17 protein-coding genes and 1 tRNA gene are annotated in these 17,821 nt (G+C 61.3%); 8 read left to right on the top strand and 10 right to left on the bottom strand.

Annotated elements, in window-relative coordinates; translation table 11 throughout:
- Positions 1 to 67: 67 nt before the first annotated feature.
- On the bottom strand, positions 68 to 1,135 hold the full coding sequence (gene chvE / locus A3AY_RS0116810; RefSeq protein WP_018326823.1) for a multiple monosaccharide ABC transporter substrate-binding protein: 1,068 nt from the start codon (positions 1,133 to 1,135) through the stop codon (positions 68 to 70).
- A gap of 292 nt (positions 1,136 to 1,427) precedes the next feature.
- Here chvE and A3AY_RS0116805 point away from each other — a divergent pair, with 292 nt between their 5' ends.
- Positions 1,428 to 2,405, top strand: coding sequence for a LysR family transcriptional regulator (locus tag A3AY_RS0116805; RefSeq protein ID WP_018326822.1), 978 nt, complete (start codon positions 1,428 to 1,430; stop codon positions 2,403 to 2,405).
- Between the two features lie 54 nt (positions 2,406 to 2,459).
- Positions 2,460 to 2,927 carry a hypothetical protein gene (locus A3AY_RS0116800; RefSeq protein ID WP_018326821.1) on the top strand — a complete coding sequence of 156 codons (468 nt, stop codon included), beginning with the start codon at positions 2,460 to 2,462 and terminating at the stop codon, positions 2,925 to 2,927.
- 4 nt (positions 2,928 to 2,931) lie between these two features.
- Here A3AY_RS0116800 and A3AY_RS0116795 read toward each other — a convergent pair whose 3' ends face one another.
- Positions 2,932 to 3,159, bottom strand: coding sequence for a hypothetical protein (locus A3AY_RS0116795; protein ID WP_018326820.1), 228 nt, complete (start codon positions 3,157 to 3,159; stop codon positions 2,932 to 2,934).
- 380 nt (positions 3,160 to 3,539) lie between these two features.
- On the opposite strand from A3AY_RS0116795, the gene iolG reads away from it, so the two are divergent.
- The gene (iolG, locus tag A3AY_RS0116790; RefSeq protein ID WP_018326819.1) at positions 3,540 to 4,535 is read left to right on the top strand and encodes an inositol 2-dehydrogenase; all 996 of its coding nucleotides are present in this window, start codon (positions 3,540 to 3,542) and stop codon (positions 4,533 to 4,535) included.
- Positions 4,536 to 4,593: 58 nt separating this feature from the next.
- Here the strand turns inward: iolG and A3AY_RS0116785 are convergent, their stop codons facing one another.
- Positions 4,594 to 5,829, bottom strand: a complete 1,236-nt coding sequence (locus tag A3AY_RS0116785) for an ROK family transcriptional regulator (RefSeq protein ID WP_018326818.1) — start codon at positions 5,827 to 5,829, stop codon at positions 4,594 to 4,596.
- A gap of 231 nt (positions 5,830 to 6,060) precedes the next feature.
- On the opposite strand from A3AY_RS0116785, the gene xylF reads away from it, so the two are divergent.
- The 5 genes from xylF to A3AY_RS37910 all read left to right on the top strand — a co-directional run bounded on the left by xylF (position 6,061) and on the right by A3AY_RS37910 (position 10,262).
- Entirely contained in the window at positions 6,061 to 7,101 is a 1,041-nt protein-coding gene (gene xylF, locus A3AY_RS0116780) for a D-xylose ABC transporter substrate-binding protein (RefSeq protein WP_018326817.1), read from the top strand.
- Positions 7,102 to 7,219: 118 nt separating this feature from the next.
- A complete protein-coding gene (locus A3AY_RS0116775; protein WP_018326816.1) occupies positions 7,220 to 8,545 on the top strand; it encodes a sugar ABC transporter permease in 1,326 nt (441 codons plus the stop codon).
- Positions 8,546 to 8,559: 14 nt separating this feature from the next.
- Positions 8,560 to 9,345 (top strand): ATP-binding cassette domain-containing protein, encoded by a 786-nt coding sequence (locus tag A3AY_RS0116770; protein ID WP_026203528.1) that lies wholly within the window; start codon positions 8,560 to 8,562, stop codon positions 9,343 to 9,345.
- A 196-nt stretch (positions 9,346 to 9,541) separates the two neighbouring features.
- Positions 9,542 to 9,618 (top strand) — tRNA-Arg (locus A3AY_RS0116765).
- A 434-nt stretch (positions 9,619 to 10,052) separates the two neighbouring features.
- Positions 10,053 to 10,262 (top strand): hypothetical protein, encoded by a 210-nt coding sequence (locus A3AY_RS37910; protein WP_083925985.1) that lies wholly within the window; start codon positions 10,053 to 10,055, stop codon positions 10,260 to 10,262.
- Positions 10,263 to 10,346: 84 nt separating this feature from the next.
- On the opposite strand, the gene A3AY_RS0116760 is transcribed toward A3AY_RS37910, so the two are convergent.
- From A3AY_RS0116760 to A3AY_RS0116730, 7 genes are all read right to left on the bottom strand, one after another.
- On the bottom strand, positions 10,347 to 10,817 hold the full coding sequence (locus tag A3AY_RS0116760; RefSeq protein ID WP_018326814.1) for an aminoacyl-tRNA deacylase: 471 nt from the start codon (positions 10,815 to 10,817) through the stop codon (positions 10,347 to 10,349).
- A gap of 197 nt (positions 10,818 to 11,014) precedes the next feature.
- Positions 11,015 to 12,451 carry an FAD-binding oxidoreductase gene (locus tag A3AY_RS0116755; protein ID WP_018326813.1) on the bottom strand — a complete coding sequence of 479 codons (1,437 nt, stop codon included), beginning with the start codon at positions 12,449 to 12,451 and terminating at the stop codon, positions 11,015 to 11,017.
- Positions 12,452 to 12,567: 116 nt separating this feature from the next.
- A complete protein-coding gene (locus A3AY_RS0116750; RefSeq protein WP_018326812.1) occupies positions 12,568 to 13,329 on the bottom strand; it encodes an ABC transporter ATP-binding protein in 762 nt (253 codons plus the stop codon).
- Positions 13,326 to 14,159 (bottom strand): ABC transporter ATP-binding protein, encoded by an 834-nt coding sequence (locus A3AY_RS0116745; protein WP_018326811.1) that lies wholly within the window; start codon positions 14,157 to 14,159, stop codon positions 13,326 to 13,328. The genes A3AY_RS0116750 and A3AY_RS0116745 overlap by 4 nt, the downstream gene beginning before the upstream one ends.
- On the bottom strand, positions 14,156 to 15,088 hold the full coding sequence (locus A3AY_RS0116740) for an ABC transporter permease (protein ID WP_026203527.1): 933 nt from the start codon (positions 15,086 to 15,088) through the stop codon (positions 14,156 to 14,158). The genes A3AY_RS0116745 and A3AY_RS0116740 overlap by 4 nt, the downstream gene beginning before the upstream one ends.
- Positions 15,085 to 16,152 (bottom strand): ABC transporter permease, encoded by a 1,068-nt coding sequence (locus A3AY_RS0116735; RefSeq protein ID WP_018326809.1) that lies wholly within the window; start codon positions 16,150 to 16,152, stop codon positions 15,085 to 15,087. The genes A3AY_RS0116740 and A3AY_RS0116735 overlap by 4 nt, the downstream gene beginning before the upstream one ends.
- Before the next feature lie 14 nt (positions 16,153 to 16,166).
- A complete protein-coding gene (locus A3AY_RS0116730) occupies positions 16,167 to 17,810 on the bottom strand; it encodes an ABC transporter substrate-binding protein (protein ID WP_018326808.1) in 1,644 nt (547 codons plus the stop codon).
- Positions 17,811 to 17,821: the final 11 nt, after the last annotated feature.

The following is a 17,821-nucleotide window of genomic DNA, read 5'->3' as shown; positions in this document are numbered from 1 at the left end:
TACAAAGTCCCTCATCAAGATAAAAGGGCCCGCAAGCAATCGCGGGCCCCAAATGGAAGAGACGGGATCAGTTGTTGATCTGGTCTTCCGTGTAGTAGCCAGCGCCGACCAGGACTTCCTTGACGTTGGTCTTGTCAACGGAAACCGGCTTCAGGAGGTAGGACGGAACAACCTTGACACCGTTGTCATAGGTCTTGGTGTCGTTGATTTCCGGCTCCTTGCCGCCCATGATGGCGTCCGTCATGTTGACGGCAACCTTGGCCAGCTCGCGGGTATCCTTGAAGACCGAGGAATACTGTTCGCCCGCGAGGATCGACTTGACCGACGGCAGTTCGGCGTCCTGACCGGTGACGATCGGCATCGGCATGTCGCCCGAGCCGTAGCCAACGCCCTTCAGAGCCGAAATGATGCCGATGGACAGACCATCGTAAGGCGACAGAACGCCATCAACCTTGGCGTCGGTGTAGGTCGAGGAAAGCAGGTTTTCCATGCGGGCCTGTGCAACAGCACCGTCCCAACGGAGCGTACCGACCTGGTCCATGCCCATCTGGCCAGACTTCACAACGATCTTCTTGGCGTCGATCAACGGCTGCAGAACCGACATTGCACCGTCGTAGAAGAAGAAGGCGTTGTTGTCGTCCGGCGAACCGCCGAAGAGTTCGACGTTTTTCGGCTCGGTGGCGCCATCGAGCTTGAGGCCCTGTACGAGCGAGGTTGCCTGGAGCACGCCGACCTGGAAGTTGTCGAACGTCGCGTAATAGTCGACATTGCCAGAATCGCGGATCAGGCGATCGTAAGCGATGACCTTGACGCCGGCGTCATGAGCCTTCTGAAGAATGTCGGACAGCGTCGTGCCGTCGATGGCGGCGATGACGAGAACCTTGGCACCCTTGGTGACCATGTTTTCGATCTGGGCCAGCTGGTTCGGGATGTCGTCGTCAGCAAACTGCAGGTCCGGGGTGTAGCCCGATTCCTTGAACAGCTTTTCCATGGTCTCGCCGTCGGAGATCCAGCGGGTCGAGGTCTTGGTCGGCATGGAAATGCCGACGGTGCCCTTGTCCTGGGCGATCGCCGGAACGACGAACGACGCGACGCTGAGCGCTGCGGCGGCGAGAAGTGAGCTAATCAATTTCATGTATCTCTCCCTGAGTGTTGATCCAGGCAAGCTGTCCGGCCGGCCTCGATATGCAGCGCTTCGCGCAGCCGAGAGACGAAATCCCCGGCGGAGGTTTAAGGGGTGAAAGAAAGCCCTCCCAGGCCTTACACGCTCCCAAGCACGCTAGCGCACATGGCGGCAAACTGGAATCAAACATCATAACTGTCAAATACAATATGGGTGTATATTTATAACATTTTTGGTATATTAAAGGAGAACAGTGTGATTTTTTGCATATGCGAAAGCATTTTTCTCGGAAGGCGGGTAAAATATGGACGATCCGATACAGCATTCATCCGTTCCGGTGGATTATTCAGACCGCGGAATTTTTCGTTCCGGCCTGAAGATGAGCCACCTGCAGCTGATTCTCGCCATCGAGGACCACGGCCAGATCAGCGCTGCCGCCGACGCACTGAGCATGTCGCAGCCCGCAGCCTCGCGCATGCTGGGAGAGGTCGAGGCTATTCTCAAGGCACCGCTTTGCGCCCGCGTCGCGCGCGGTGTCGAATTGACGCAATACGGGCGAGCACTGGCCCGGCGAGCCCGGACGATCTTCCTGGAATTGCGGGAAACGGCGCGCGAAATCACCGAATTGAAGACCGGTAGCGGCGGTTCGGTCTCGCTCGGCTCCGTCACCGGCCCGGCACTCAATCTGGCGGTTCCGGCCGTCCGCCAGGTTTCAACCGCCTATCCCGGCATCGAGATCAACATCCAGATCGAAAACAGCAACGTGCTCGTGCGCGAACTCCTCTCCGCCCGACACGATTTCGTCATCGGACGCATACCCGACGAGATGGACCCGCGGCAGTTCAATCTGATCGAGATCGGCGAGGAGGATGTCTGCCTGATCGTGCGCGATGGCCATCCGTTGTTCGATAAGGACGCTGTCAGTTCCACCGACCTCCCCGGCTACGACTGGGTTTTCCAGCCACAGGGAACGCTACTGCGGCGCGCCGTGGAAGACAGCTTCCTGTCGACCGGAACGCCCCTGCCCGCGACCATCATCAACACCTCGTCGATCATCCTGACGGTCTCGATCGTCCGGCACACCAACGCGATCGCCCCTGTCGCCCGCGACGTCGCCAATCTGATTGCCACCAATGGAAGCCAGGCCGGCGAAATCCGCGTACTGCCCACTGATTTCAACATCAAGATCCGCCCCTACAGCCTGATCACCGCGCGCGGCCGCGCCTTGCCGCCGAGCGCCAAGCTTCTCTACGATCTGATTCTCAAGCAGAGCACCGCATGAACAGGCCCGCAAAACCTTGTCGTGCATTGATATCCGCGAAAAAGGGAGAAGCACATGTTCGGGATGTCGGTGTTCCAGTTGGTGCTGGAACGGTTGAAGGCTGAAGAGGACGAGCAAGGCAAGGCTTACGACGAGCAGCTGCCGCCCGCGAACATACGCGGCCTCAATGCCGGCTTTGTCGGCAATCTCGCGTCGTCTGGCACGATCGACAGCGGCGCTGTGCAGCGCGCCTATTTCGATACGGCAAGCGAGGCCATGCGCGCTCCGCCAAAGCCGGCAGCCAGACCCGTCATGCCGGATCATCTTTCCCGCATTCGTCCCGAGCAGGTTGCCGCCGACCTCGGCTTGACCGACATGGAAACCGCGATGGGCCTGACCGACAAACGCCGGCGCTTCGCCGCCGAAAACCATCCAGACCGCCATCATCCGGACTTCCGCAACAACGCCACAATTCGAATGAAGATCGCCAACATGCTGATTGACGAGGCACAGCGGCGCCTACGCCTGATGCAGCGAAGCTAATGGATCAGGCTGGGTCGTCCGTTTTCGTCTCTTCAACGACAGCGGTCTTCGGCTTGAAGAAGATGATCAGGACACAACCGGTATAGGCCGTAACCGCCAGGAAGATCATCCCCCAAGTGTTCTCGCCATGCCAGAATTCGAACGCCGTCCATGCCGCGCAGAAGCCGACGATCAGAAGCCGAACCCAGAGTGGCCGGTAGAACGGATGGTCCGGGTCGATGAACTTGATCATGCAAAGCGTCCTTGAGAAGGGCGAACCTTAAGGCCCGCGACAATGATAACAGCTTTATGTCCAAAACGGCGGTCGCTGCAAGAGGAACACGGTTACCCGCTTGACGGCGCCTTCCAAGATAGAATAAATATTCCGAAAATAACAGTAATTGCTTTTTCATTCCGATTTTCAGCGCGCCAAAGGAGTGAGCGGCACGCCTGAACAAGGAATGAGAAGCGGGAGAGAGACAATCGCGCCGTCCGCCCCTAGGAGCGGGTTGCCGGACGCCTGAAAATCACATCAAACGCCGGAGCAAAGCGACTTCCACTACGCCTGTCCGAAGTGAGCGTCATCACTTCGCCCTTCGCGGCACCCCGCCGCCCGTCAAAAAGAGATGTAACATGACTGTCAGATTTGGTCTTCTAGGCGCCGGCCGCATCGGCAAGGTTCACGCCAAGGCCGTCAGCGGCAATCCGGACGCGGTGCTTGTTGCCGTTGCCGATGCCTTCCCGGCCGCAGCCGAGGCGATCGCGCAGGCCTATGCTTGCGAAGTTCGCACGATCGACGCGATCGAAAAGGCTTCGGATATCGATGCCGTCGTCATCTGCACCCCGACCGACACCCATGCCGACCTGATCGAGCGCTTCGCCCGCGCCGGCAAGGCGATCTTCTGCGAAAAGCCGATCGATCTCGACGTCGGCCGCGTCCGCGAATGCATGAAGGTGGTCGAAGAGACCAAGGGCAAGCTGATGGTCGGCTTCAACCGCCGCTTCGATCCTCACTTCATGGCCGTTCGCAAGGCGATCGACGACGGCAAGATCGGCGAAGTCGAAATGGTGACGATCACCTCGCGCGATCCCGGCGCCCCGCCGATCGACTATATCAAGCGCTCCGGCGGCATCTTCCGCGACATGACCATCCATGATTTCGACATGGCCCGCTTCCTGCTCGGCGAGGAGCCGGTCGCAGTCACCGCGCATGCCTCGGTTCTCGTCGATCCGGAAATCGGCAAGGCCGGCGACTATGACAGCGTTTCGGTCATCCTCGAAACGGCCTCGGGCAAGCAGGCGATCATCTCGAATTCCCGCCGCGCCACCTATGGATACGACCAGCGCATCGAAGTGCACGGCTCACAGGGCGTGGTTTCCGCTGAAAACCAGCGCGCCGTATCGATCGAGATCGCCAATGGCGACGGCTATACCCGCCCGCCCCTGCACGATTTCTTCATGACGCGCTACACCGAGGCCTATGCCAACGAAATCGCCAGCTTCATTTCCGCGGTCGAAAAAGGCACCACCATCACCCCTTCGGGCGCCGATGGGCTCGCCGCGCTGGCACTGGCCGACGCTGCGGTGAAATCCGTCGCCGAAAAGCGGCAGATCCGCATCGACGCCTAAGTCCGCGACAACTTATCTGAAAGGAAGGCCGGGTTTTCGCCCGGCCTTTCGTTTGCTCTCAGGAGGAGTCCGCTGCTGTCGGAAGCTGCCGAAAGGCCGCGATGTCATGATCCATGTCGGTCAGCGCCCGGTCGAGATGACCGTCGAAGACCAAGCGCTGCTCGTCGAAGATGACGGAAATCTCCGGCCGTCCCTGCAGCCGCACCTCATGCGATTGTTCGAGCCCTTCGTCGATGCCGCGCTGCAGCAGATCGAAGTAGCGTGTGCCCGGCCCGCCGATGTAGATCGGCATGCGCTCGTGCAGGCTGAGCACGCGCGAAAGGCCGTTGCCGAGCGCAATGCCGGCCTGGCGGAAGGCATAGCCCGCCATCCGGTTTCCCTGCCGGGCGCTGGCCGCGACCTTGTCCATTTCCGCAAGCGGCACGAATTTCGCCGGGATCGTATCCGGCGGCACCTCGAATGCGGCGCGCAGGATGCCATAGAACCCTGCCGACGCCTCGATGCATCCAAACGAGCCACAGCGACAGAGGCAGCCATTGGCCGCATGCAGCATATGTCCGAAATTGGGTGCAGTCGCCTCGAGTTCGCCAAACCGGTCCTTGCGGGCAATGCCGAGACCGACGCTATGACCGAGCGACAGCGCCGCCAGTGCGCGAAACGAGCCGCTCTGAGCCGAGTCCGCCTTCAAACCCAGTGCCTGGGCGACCAGCAGGGTCTCGTTGTTCAACGTCACCTTGGCGCGCCATTCCGGCTCCAGCAGGGCAGCGAAATCGATCTGCTCTCCGCCAAACACCGGCGACCACAAAAGCCGTTGCCCCTGCGCATCGACAGTACCCTTGCTGCTGATCGAAACCGCCAGGATTTGTGACCTGGCCAGATGCGAGCGATTGATCAGCCGCGTCAACGCATCGACAAATCCATCGGCGAATTGCTTGGTTCCCGCGATCTTGGGATTGCGCGGCTCTTCGAAGCGGTCGATCAGCCGTCCGGAATAGTCGACAAGGGAATATTCAACCACGTCCGAGGATATTCTCACGGCGATGAGGAACCCGCTATCGCGGCGCTGCGCAAACAGCACGCGCGGGCGGCCGCGGCCGCCATGGGGCTGCTGTTCCGCCTTTTCGATGACCTCGGCCCGCTCCAGTTCAGCGGTGATCGCCGAGACGGTGGCCGATGCCAATCCGGTCTGTTCGGAAATATCCGTATGCGACAGCGGGCCCATGCGCCTGAGCGCCGCAAGTACGAGTGCGCTGTTCTGCTGACGCACCAGTTCGGTGCTGGATTTGCTCAGCATTGCGCATTCCTGTTACCGCTGATGATTCTCACAAACACATGCTCCTCCCAAAGCATCTGTCCGGTGCAAAAGCCTTTGTCAAAGCCTTGTTGACAGCCCCAAGAAACTCTGACATCTATTTTCTCGACTGTCGAGAAAAAACTCTTTCGGGTTGACGACAGGCATTTTTTGCTGGCCGGGGGTCGTGCGGGAGGTTCGCACGGACGGCCAGCGGCCATTTGGGAGGACTTCATGAAATCAGTTTTGAAACTGATGGCAGGCGTTGCCATCATTGCGTCCATGCATTCCGCAGCCGTCGCCAAGGATCTGGTGGTCGGCGTGTCCTGGTCGAACTTCCAGGAAGAGCGCTGGAAAACCGACGAAGCTGCAATCAAGGCCGCGCTTGAAGCATCTGGTGACAAGTATATTTCCGCTGACGCCCAGGCGTCCGCCGCAAAGCAGTTGACCGACATCGAATCCCTGATCGCACAGGGCGCCAATGCTCTGATCGTTCTGGCGCAGGATTCCGAAGCCATCGGCCCGGCGATCGAAAAGGCCGCTGCCGAAGGCATCCCGGTCGTCGGTTACGACCGCCTGATCGAAAATCCGGCCGCCTACTACATCACGTTCGATAACAAGGAAGTTGGCCGGATGCAGGCCCGCGAAGTGTTCAAGGTGAAGCCGGAAGGCAACTATGTCTTCATTAAGGGCGCATCGACCGATCCGAATGCCGACTTCCTGTTCTCCGGACAGATGGAAGTGCTGAAGGAAGCCATGGATGCCGGCAAGATCAAGAACGTCGGCGAAGCCTATACCGACGGCTGGAAGCCTGAAGTTGCGCAGAAGAACATGGAGCAGTTCCTGACCGCCAACGACAACAAGGTCGATGGCGTCGTTTCCTCGAACGACGGCATGGCCGGCGGCGTGGTTGCGGCTCTCGAAGCACAGGGTCTCGCTGGCTCCGTGCCGGTTTCCGGCCAGGACGGCGACAAGGCCGCTCTGAACCGCGTCGCGCTCGGCACGCAGACCGTATCCGTCTGGAAGGACTCGCGTGAACTCGGCAAGAAGGCCGGCGAAATCGCCGTGGCGCTTGCCGGCGGCGCGTCCATGGATGCCATCGAAGGCACTGTCAAGTTCTCCGGCGGCCCGAAGGGTGTCGAGATGAATTCGTTCTTCATCGCACCGCAGCCGATCACCAAGGACAACCTGAACGTCGTCATCGACGCCGGCTGGATTTCCAAGGAAGAAACCTGCCAGGGCGTCAAGGCCGGAACCGTTGCCGTCTGCAACTGATCCGATTCCGGACATGGGCAAATAAGGTCCCGTCACGAGCGCCGCAGCGAGCACCGTTGCGGCGCTTCTCCGATGTCCGGAGCCTTGAACGACAAGAAAAAGGGGGAGTATCCAGGAAATGGCAAATACCACCATTGCCGCGCCTTCCGGCAGCGCACGCCACACAGAGAGCACGGCCTTGCAGAGATTTTTGCAGGCAACCGAGATAGATACACGGCTTCTCGGCATGATCGCGGCGCTTCTGATTATCTGGCTCGGCTTTCAGATTTCGACAGGCGGGCTTTTCGGCGGGCTCTTCCTGACCCCGCGCAACCTCTGGAACCTGACGGTTCAGGCAGCGTCCGTATCGGTCATGGCGACAGGCATGGTGCTGGTCATCGTCACCCGCAACATCGACCTGTCCGTCGGTTCGATCCTCGGCTTCGTCGGCATGATCATGGCAATCACCCAGGCCAAGATCCTGCCGCCGCTGATCGGCTTCGACCATCCCGCCACATGGATCATCGCGCTTGCGGTCGGCATTGCGCTCGGAACCGCCATCGGCGCCTTCCAGGGGCTTATCGTTGCCTTTCTCAACGTGCCCTCCTTCATCGTGACGCTCGGCGGACTGCTGGTCTGGCGCGCCGGCGCCTTCCTCGTCATCAGCGGTGCCACGGTCGCGCCGATGGATACGACCTTCCGCATGATGGGCGGCGGCGCAGAAGGATCAATCGGCGCCACGGCGAGCTGGATCGTCGGCGTCATCGCCTGCCTCTTCATCGTCGCGTCGATCATCAATTCACGCAAGCAGCGCAAGCGCTTCGGCTTCCCGCTGCGGCCGATGTGGGCGGAATATTTCCTCTCGGTCGTCGGCTGCGTCACGGTGCTCTGCGCCGTCTGGGTACTGAACAGCTATTACATGCCGGTCAACCTCGCCAAGAAATATGCCGAGGCCCATAACATTCCCTGGCCTGAAGGCGGCCTGCAGATCCCGCTCGGCATCGCCATCCCGGTTCTGATGGCCGTCGGCATCGCGATTGCCATGAGTTTCCTCACCACCCGCACCCGCTTCGGCCGCTATGTCTTCGCCATCGGCGGCAACCCGGAAGCAGCCGAACTCGCCGGCATCAAGACCCGCTGGGTGACGGTGCGCATCTTCGCGCTGATGGGCGCGCTCTGCGCCATCGCCGCGGCGATCTCAACGGCTCGCCTCAACGCCGCGACCAATGCGCAAGGGACGCTCGACGAGCTCTACACCATTGCTGCGGCCGTCATCGGGGGCACGTCGCTTGCCGGTGGCATGGGAACGATCGCCGGTGCGGTACTCGGCGCCATCGTCATGCAATCGCTGCAATCGGGCATGGTGCTCTTGCGTGTCGATACCCCGCTGCAAAGCATCGTCATCGGCGTCGTGCTGGTCATGGCCGTCTGGCTGGATACCGTCTATCGCGGTCGAGCCAAGTAAGAGGAGTTCGAACAATGACGGAACAACGCACTCCCCTCGTGGAAATGAAGAACATTTCCATATCTTTCGGCGGTATCCACGCCGTCGACAACGCTTCGGTCGATCTCTACCCGGGCGAAGTCGTTGCCCTGCTCGGCCATAACGGCGCCGGCAAATCGACGCTGATCAAGATCCTGTCGGGCGCCTACAAGCGCGACGCCGGCGAAATCCTGATCAACGGCGAACCGGTCCATATCAGCAACCCGCGCGACGCCAAGAAGTACGGCATCGAGACGATCTACCAGACGCTCGCCGTCGCCGACAATGTCGATGCCGCTGCCAACCTCTATCTCGGCCGCGAGCTGCGTACCCCCTGGGGCACGCTGGACGATGTCGCGATGGAAGCCAAGGCCCGCGAAGTGATGGGACGGCTCAACCCCAACTTCCGCCGCTTCAAGGAGCCGGTGAAGGCGCTGTCCGGCGGTCAACGTCAGTCGGTGGCGATCGCCCGCGCCATCCTGTTTGATGCCCGCATCCTGATCATGGACGAGCCGACGGCAGCGCTCGGACCGCAGGAAACGGCCCAGGTCGGCGAGCTGATCAAGCAGCTGAAGCGCGAAGGCATAGGCATCTTCCTGATCAGCCACGACATCCACGACGTCTTCGATCTCGCCGATCGCGTCTCGGTGATGAAGAACGGCCAGGTCGTCGGCCATGCCCGCACGGAGGATGTCACCAAGGACGAAGTGCTCGGCATGATCATCCTCGGCAAATGCCCACCCAAAGCCATCCCCGGCCCGGGCGCCATGCAGACGGCGTGAGCTTCGCCTCTCCGTGAAAATCAAATGCCGCGCTCGAAGGCGCGGCATTTTTCGTCATCTGATGCAGCCTTCACCGATAACATGCGGCAAACTCGGGATTTTCCTTCCAAAGCTGTGCATTGACCATTGATGCTGAGCATTTCCTGGGCTATGAACCGCTCACAGCCTGCTTCGGCGGTCTCGAACCGCCGCGGATGCACCCGTAGCTCAGCTGGATAGAGTGTTGGATTCCGATTCCAAAGGTCACAGGTTCGAATCCTGTCGGGTGCGCCACTTAACTCCTTGATATAACTGGGGAAACAGCCAATCAGTCAGTTGATTGCAGTGCGGCACCGCATGCCGGCGAGGCGATTCAATAATTGGTGTAACACGCTTCGGCTTTCAGCTGCGTCCCACATAGCACGCGCGAAACAGGTTTCGAACAGGGCGTGTCCGCTCCGTCTGGAGGCCGCGAAATAAGCGAAAGCGTCGCGTCCGGCGCAGCCAGTGTCCGTCGAGTTTTGCCAGTCAGGCCTCCCCCGCATGCCTAACTTGGAGACGGCCCTCATCCCTTTGGATGAATGGTTGTCGCACCCTGCTTGTGAGATATTTGCACAGACGCCGAGGTCCCCCCGCGAGGCGCTTGCATCTCAGCGTGAACGCTTTTCATCACGACAACGCACAAACCAATACCAACGATTGGTGCAAGTTGCTTACGAGGCGTGATCATGAAAACCTATGCGGCATTGCTTTTCGGAGTGGCCATACTGCTGTGCACCCCACATAGCCGGTACGTCACCTTGCCTGGATATGCCTTCAAAACCGATCCAGCTTGCAAGCGCACGCAACCGATCTCCAAGTTCGACAGGCGCTGTGATTATCCGAGGCTTGGATTTCCGGACTTCGTGCCGCCGATAATTGGAATTGTCGGAGTTTGACCCGAGGCGAGCGGAGGCGCTGCGGCCTGCGCCGCAGGGATCCACGCCGGCCAAAGCGGGGCGCGCGCCTCGGGCTCATCCCGTCTAAGCCGCGTGGCTGAAGCGGGCGACCTGCGCGTCCTTCATCAGGCTGCGGAAACTCGGTCCGCTGACATGCACCAAAGTCTTGTGATCACCGCCCTCGAAATAGACGTCGCTGGCGTTGCCGAGGCTTTCGTCGAGGATCACCGGTACGTCGTAGGCCGATCCGATGGGCGGCACCGCGCCAATGTCGCAATCGGCAAACAGCGAGCTGACCTCATCCTCCGAGGCGAGGCCAAGACGCCTGTTCATCACATCCTGCAATGTGGAGAGCTCGATCCGGTGGGTGCTCGGCACGACGGCGAGCACGTACCCCATTTCGTGATGGACGACCACCGATTTGGCCAGCCTGTTGCCGGGAACATGGGCCGCTTGCGCTGTCTGGCTGGTTGTCGCCGTACGGTGATGAGCGACGGTGTCGTAGGCGATACCCTCGCCGTCGATATAGTCCTGAAGTTTCCTGGCGATCGTCATCGTAGGTACCTCTTGATGTTGCGTGCTGACGCATGAAAGAGGCATTTTCCTCCCATCACCAGCGAAGTCAATGACGAATGGACCGCCGCAAGTGCGAGCGGCGGCCCGGTTCGATTGACCCGTCCGGTTGTCGCAGAAGGATCGCCGTTGCGGCGACGGTCACCTCTGCGGCCCGGCAGGCAGGCCGCTGTGCCGGTTCACACGGTCCGGCCGCCAACCGGCCTGACATTCTGGTTCATGCGGAACAGGTTCTGAGGATCGTACTGCTGCTTGATCTGCGCCAGCCGCTTGTAGTTGTCGCCATAGGCCGCCTCGACGCGGTCGGTCTCGTCTTCCGGCATGAAGTTGATATAGGCGGTTCCCGCCGAATGAGGCTTTGCCGCCTCGAAAAGCTGGCGCGCCCAGCCGATGCAGGCCTGATCCTTTGCGGCCTCACGCCAGCGCGCATGAACATTCATGACGAAATGCGAATTCCGCTGCGGAAAGGCTGTCGCGCCGGCAGCAATGCGACCGGCGGCACCGCCGACGTGAGCGATGAAGACCTCGCATTCCGGTCCGGGCAGCTTGGCGATCGCATCGAGCAGGACCTCGATCGCAGGGTCCGAAAGCGCGATGAAGTCGTGGCTTTTCCAGTAGTTGCGCGCGCCAGGCGTCAGCAGCGGATCGAAGGCCTGCTGCCAGCCGGCAAACGGATGGGGACCGACGACATCGGCGATCGGCTTGCCGATCGAACGCAAGCGTTGCGTCGCCTTCTCGCCGGCATCAAGATCGCCACACCAGCACATGGCGAGAACCAGGACCTCCTTGCCATGCCACTCCTGCGGCAGGAACGGCAGTGGCGGCGCCTGCCGCATCACCACCCAGCAGGTCAGCTCGTCCGGCGCCGTTTCCAGCGCCTGTCGATACTGCTCAAGAACGGCCCGCGCATCGGCGATGGGATGCACGACGAGGCCGGAAAGGACCTGCGGACCGAGGTCGTGAAGCTGAAACTCGAAGGCCGTGACGATGCCGAAATTGCCGCCGCCGCCCCGAAGCGCCCAGAACAGATCGCTGTTTTGCGTCTGGCTTGCCCGCACCAATTCGCCGTTCGCCGTCACGACATCCGCGGAAACGAGGTTGTCGATCGTCAGACCGAATTTGCGCGTGATCCAGCCGAAGCCACCGCCGAGCGTCAGCCCGGCAATGCCGGTGGTCGAGTTGATGCCGGTCGGCACCGCCAGCCCGAACGACTGGGTTTCCTTGTCGACATCGGCGAGCGTCGCGCCCGGTTCGACCCAGGCTCGCTTGGCGGTGATATCGACACGCACCGATTTCATCGGCGACAGGTCGATCATCAAGCCACCGTCGCAGACCGCGTTGCCGGCAATGTTGTGCCCGCCGCCGCGCACCGAAACGAGCAGCTTGTTGTCGCTTGCAAATCGCACGGCATTGATCACGTCGGCTGCCCCGGCGCATTGGACAATCAGGGCCGGCCGACGGTCGACCATTGCATTCCAGATTGTCCGCGCCTCCTCATAGGCGGCATCGCTGGCGTCCAGCACCCGGCCGCGCAGCCGCCCGGCAAGCGCCTCGATGGCCTCAGCACCAATCCATGTCTTTCCTGCCTGCAGATTCATGAGGCTCATATCGTTCATGGATTCGCTCCTCCCACGGTGAACCACGCCCCAGCCCGCGAATATTGCGCCTTTCCAATACACAGCACAAGGCGCGGTTCCGCCGATGCCGAGTGACCGCGCGACCGCGCCAGACCTCAGGCCAAGGCCGCCTTCCGCACGAACCCCTTGCTGGCGACCATCAGGTTCTTCGTGTAGGCCTCGCTGATCCGCCCTGCCACGAGATCGCCGGACGATAGCCGCTCGACAACTTTGCCCGATTTCATCACCGCCAGGCGTTCGCACATGTGGGTGACGACGCCGAGATCGTGACTGACCATGATATAGGTGAGCTTCCGGTCGCGCCGGACCTGTTCCAGGAGGTTGAGGACTTCGGCCTGCACCGAGGCATCGAGCGCCGAGGTCGGCTCGTCGAGCAGCATGATCTCAGGCTCGATGATCAGCGCACGGGCAATGGCAATGCGTTGGCGCTGGCCGCCGGAGAGCTGATGCGAATAGCGGAACCGAAAGGACGAACCGAGGCCGACTTCATCGAGCGCGCGCAGGATGCGGCGTTCGGCGTCCCCTACCCCGTGAATGGCAAGCGGTTCCTGCAGCAGGCGATCGACGGTCTGGCGAGGGTGCAACGAGCCGTAGGGATCCTGAAAGACCATCTGCACCCGGCGATAGAAGGCCTTGTCGCGATGGCGCGCATCAAGGGTCTTGCCGTCGAGCATGATCCTGCCGCCGGCAATCGGCGCAAGTCCCGCAATGGCGCGCAACAGCGTCGATTTTCCCGAGCCGGATTCGCCGACCAGCCCGAAGGATTCGCCGGATGCCACGTCGATGCTGACATCGTCGAGCGCCAGAAAGTCGTCGTAGGAGACGGTCAGGTTTTCCGCTGCGATCGCCGCCCTCATGCCGCCCACTCCGGTTTGCGGTCAAGCACCGGCAGGGGATGCCGGTCGGTACCGAGCGTGGGCATGCAGTTGAGCAGGCCCTGTGTATAGGGATGCTTGGCATTCGCCAGATCTCCCGCCGCGATCTCCTCGACGATCCTGCCGGCATACATGACGATGACCCGGTCGCAGAAGGAAGAGACGAGCCGCAGATCGTGGGAGATGAAGATCAGGCCCATGCCACGTTCGGCAACGAGCTTGTCGAGGATGCGAAGCACGTCAAGCTGAACCGTCACGTCAAGCGCCGAGGTCGGCTCGTCGGCGATCAGCAGTTCGGGACCGGCGATCAGCATCATGGCGATCATGGCCCGCTGTCCCATGCCGCCGGAGACTTCGTGCGGATGCAGGTCGAAGACCCGCCCCGCATCGCGGATCTGCACCGCCTCGAGCATGGCGATGGCGCGGTCACGAGCCTCGCGCTTGCCGACGTTCTCATGCGTGCGCAACGTCTCGACGATCTGGCGGCCGATGCTCATCACGGGGTTCAGCGAATATTTCGGGTCCTGCAGGATCATCGCGATACGGCTTCCGCGAAGGCTGCGCCGGACTTTCGCCGGTGCAGTCAACAGGTCGGTGCCGTCGAAGTTGAGCTTGCTTGCCGATATGCGGGCATGCGCGGGGGTCAGCCCCATGATCGCCCTGCCCGTCTGCGATTTTCCCGATCCGCTTTCGCCGACGATGCCGAGCCGTTCCCTCCCGAGCGTGAAGGACACACCGCGCACCGCTTCGATCAGCCCGGTGCGGGTTGGAAACGAGACGCGCAGATCATCAACGGTCAGCATCGGCTTCATTGGCCGCTCTCCCGCGGGTCGAGCGCGTCGCGCAGGCCGTCGCCCAAAAGGTTGAAGCCGAGGCTGACGACGAGGATGGCGATGCCGGGCATGGTGGCGACCCACCACTGGTCGAGGATGAAGCGTCGGCCTGCCGCGATCATCGCGCCCCATTCCGGCAGCGGCGGCTGCGCGCCGAGGCCGAGGAAGCCGAGGCCGGCGGCCGTGAGGATGATGCCGGCCATGTCGAGCGTGACACGCACGATCAGCGAGGAGACGCACATCGGCATGACATGGCGCAGCACGATGCGGAACGGCGAGGCACCCATCAGCCGCACGGCGGCGATGTAGTCGGAATTGCGCACCGTCAGCGTTTCGGCGCGGGCGATGCGGGCATAGGGCGGCCAGGAGGTGATGGCGATCGCGATGATGGCGTTCTGGATACCCGGCCCCATGGCGGCAACGAAGGCGAGCGCCAGAACCAGTTTGGGAAAGGCAAGGAAGATATCGGTGATCCGCATCAACACCGCATCGACCCAGCCGCCGGCATAGCCGGAGACGGCACCCACCAGCAGGCCGATGGGAGCGGCGATGATCGCGACAAGAACGATGACGAGCAGGGTCAGTCGCGATCCGTGCAGCAGGCGGGAGAGGATGTCCCTGCCCTGATCGTCAGTGCCGAGCAGATAGCCTTCGCTTCCCGGCGGCAGCAGCCGTGCGCCGGCAAGATTGCCGATGACGGGCGAATGCGGCGCCAGCGCATCGGCGAAGACCGCAACCAGAATGAGCAACAGGATGATGCCGAGCCCCGCGACCGCCAGCCTGTTGGCTGAAAACCGGCGCCAGGTCATATAAGCTCGGCCGAGACGCGCCTGCAGGCGCGATTGCGGCCGGTCTGACATCAGCCATTCACGACGGCTCATAGGGGCAGGATGGCTGATCTCGCTCATCGCGCGCGCGTCCTCGGATCGAGCGTCCGATAGAGAAGGTCGGACAAGATATTGATGGCGATGAACACCGAACCGATGACGATCGTGCCGCCCAGCACGGCATTCATGTCGGCGTTCTGCAGCGAATTGGTGATGTAGAGGCCAAGCCCCGGCCAGGCGAAAACCGTTTCCGTCAATACCGAGCCTTCGAGCAGGCCGGCATAGGAGAGCGCAATCACGGTCACCAGCGGCACGGCGGCGTTGCGCAGTGCGTGCACCCAGATGATGCGGCTTTCCGAAAGGCCCTTGGCGCGGGCGGCGACGATATATTCCTGCGCCAGTTCGTTCAGCATGAAGCTGCGTGTCATGCGGCTGATATAGGCGAGCGAAAAATAGCCGAGCAGGCTTGCCGGCAGGATGATGTGGCGGAAAACGTCACGGAACACGTCCCACTGCCCCTGCCATGCCGAATCGATCAGATAGAGCCCGGTGACCGGCGTGAAGCTGTATTCATAGACGATATCGATGCGGCCGGGAAAGGCGACCCATTTCAGCCGCGCATAGAACAACAGCAGCGAAAGCAGTGCCAACCAGAAGATCGGCACGGAATAACCGACGAGGCCGATGACCCGGACGATCTGGTCTGCAATCGAGCCGCGCTTGACGGCGGCCAGCACGCCGAGCGGCACTCCGATGAGACTGCCGATAATGGTGCCAAACGTCGCGAGTTCCAGCGTGGCGGGAAAGACGCGGCGGATGTCGGCCATCACCGGATTGGTGGTCAGCACGGAGGTGCCGAAATTGCCGGTCAGCGCATCGCGCACATAGATGTAGAATTGCTGATAGAGCGGTTTGTTGAAGCCCAGCAGTTCACGGGTTCGCTCCACGACGTGGGCCGGCGCCCGGTCGCCGAGAATGGCGAGCACGGGATCGATCGGGATGACGCGGCCGATGAAGAAGGTCACGGCCAGCAAGCCGAGATAGGTCGTGACGATGATGACCAGGAAACGCAGCGCATTTCCTGCCCAGCCATTGGCGCGGGCGCGCCTGCGCCCGGCCAGTTGTGTCGTTTCGGGAAGGGTCACCGGCCGTCTCCGGTCTATTCCTTGGAAACGTTGAAGACGTAGTTGGTGTCGAAGCTAGGTCCGAGCTTGAAGCCCTTCAGATTGCCGCGATAGCCGGCGACCTCCGTCTGCTGGAAGATGATCACGAACGGGCTGTTTGCGAGCACCTTCTTCTGAAGGTCCTTGTACATCTCTGCGCGCTTGGCGGCATCCTTCTCGAGCAACGCAGCCTTGCTCTGTTCCGTCCATTCCTTCGGGACGTCCCAGGCATTGCGCCAGGCGAGCGTCTTTACCTTGCCTTCGTCGGAATTGTCCGGATTGACAGTGAAGGTCTCGGCATTCGAGTTCGGATCAAAGTAATCCTGCCCCCACTGGCCGATATAGATGTCATGCGTGCGGGCGCGGTACTTGGTCAGCGTTTGCTTGCCATCACCGGGAATGATTTCCATCTTGATGTTGGCCTGGGCGAGCGTCTGCTGGATGGATTCGGCAATGCCGGTGATCGGCTGCGTGTTGCGCACGTCCATCGTCACCGAGAAGCCATCGGCAAGCCCGGCCTTGGCCAGCAATTCCTTGGCCTTGGCGACATCGAGCTTGTAGGGGTTCTCATCGAGCTCGCCGAGAACGCCCTTAGGCAGGAAGGTCTGGTGGATCTCGCCGATGCCCTTGATCAGGGTCGAACCGATCGCGTCATAGTCGACCAGATATTTGAAGGCTTCAGCCACTTCCGGCTTGGCGAGATTCTGGTTCTTCTGGTTGAGGCTGAAATAGTAAACGGTACCCTTTGGCGCGCTCGTCGTCTTCAAATCGCCATTCTTGGATACGGCGTCGAAATCACCCGGCTCGAGATTGCGCGCGACGTCGATGTCGCCGGCTTCCAGCGCCAGACGCTGGCCGGAGCTTTCCTTCATGTGACGGTAGATGACGCGAGCGAGCGGTGCCTTCTCGCCGTAGTAATTGTCGTTGCGCTCCATCACCACCACTTCGTTGGCGCGCCACTCACGCATCTTGAAGGCGCCGGAACCGGCGTAACCGGTCTTCAGCCATTCATTGCCGAAATCATTGTCGTATTTATATTCCTCGGATGGGGTGACGGCCTTCACATGTTCGAGAACCAGCTTCTTGTCGACGACCGACCCAACGGTCGCAGTGAGGCAGTTCAAAACGAAGCTCGGCGCGTAGGCCTTGTCGACGGTGAAGACAAAGGTGGTTTCGTCGGCTGCCTTTGCCTTTTCGGTGACGTTGTCGCCCGTCAGACCGAACTGGGTGAGGATGAAGGCGGGGCTCTTGTCGAGCTTGACGACCCGCTCGAAGGAATAGGCGACGTCCTCGGCCGTCACCGGATTGCCGGAGGCAAATTTCAGGCCCGGCTTCAGCTTGAACGTATAGGTCAGGCCGTCATCCGAAACCGTCCAGCTTTCGGCGAGATCACCCACGACCTTCGAGGTGTCGTTGAGGTCGAGCCGGACAAGATAGCTGTAGGTGTTGGCCGTGACTTCCGCGGTCGACAGTTCGAAGGCTTCGCCCGGGTCCATGGTGATGATGTCGTCGATCGCCCAGCCCTGGACTAGGGTATCGGCCGGCGTCTCGGCGAAAGCGGGCGCACCCGCCATCAGCAGCAGCGACAGGGCCGCACCGGCAGTCAGCATTCGGGCATGCTTGTTCAGTGAGTGCATCATCGTTCCGTTTC

It is taken from the genome of Rhizobium giardinii bv. giardinii H152 (genome assembly GCF_000379605.1).
In the GTDB taxonomy this organism is placed as follows: domain Bacteria; phylum Pseudomonadota; class Alphaproteobacteria; order Rhizobiales; family Rhizobiaceae; genus Pararhizobium; species Pararhizobium giardinii.
This window is presented reverse-complemented; position numbering and strand designations above follow the sequence as displayed.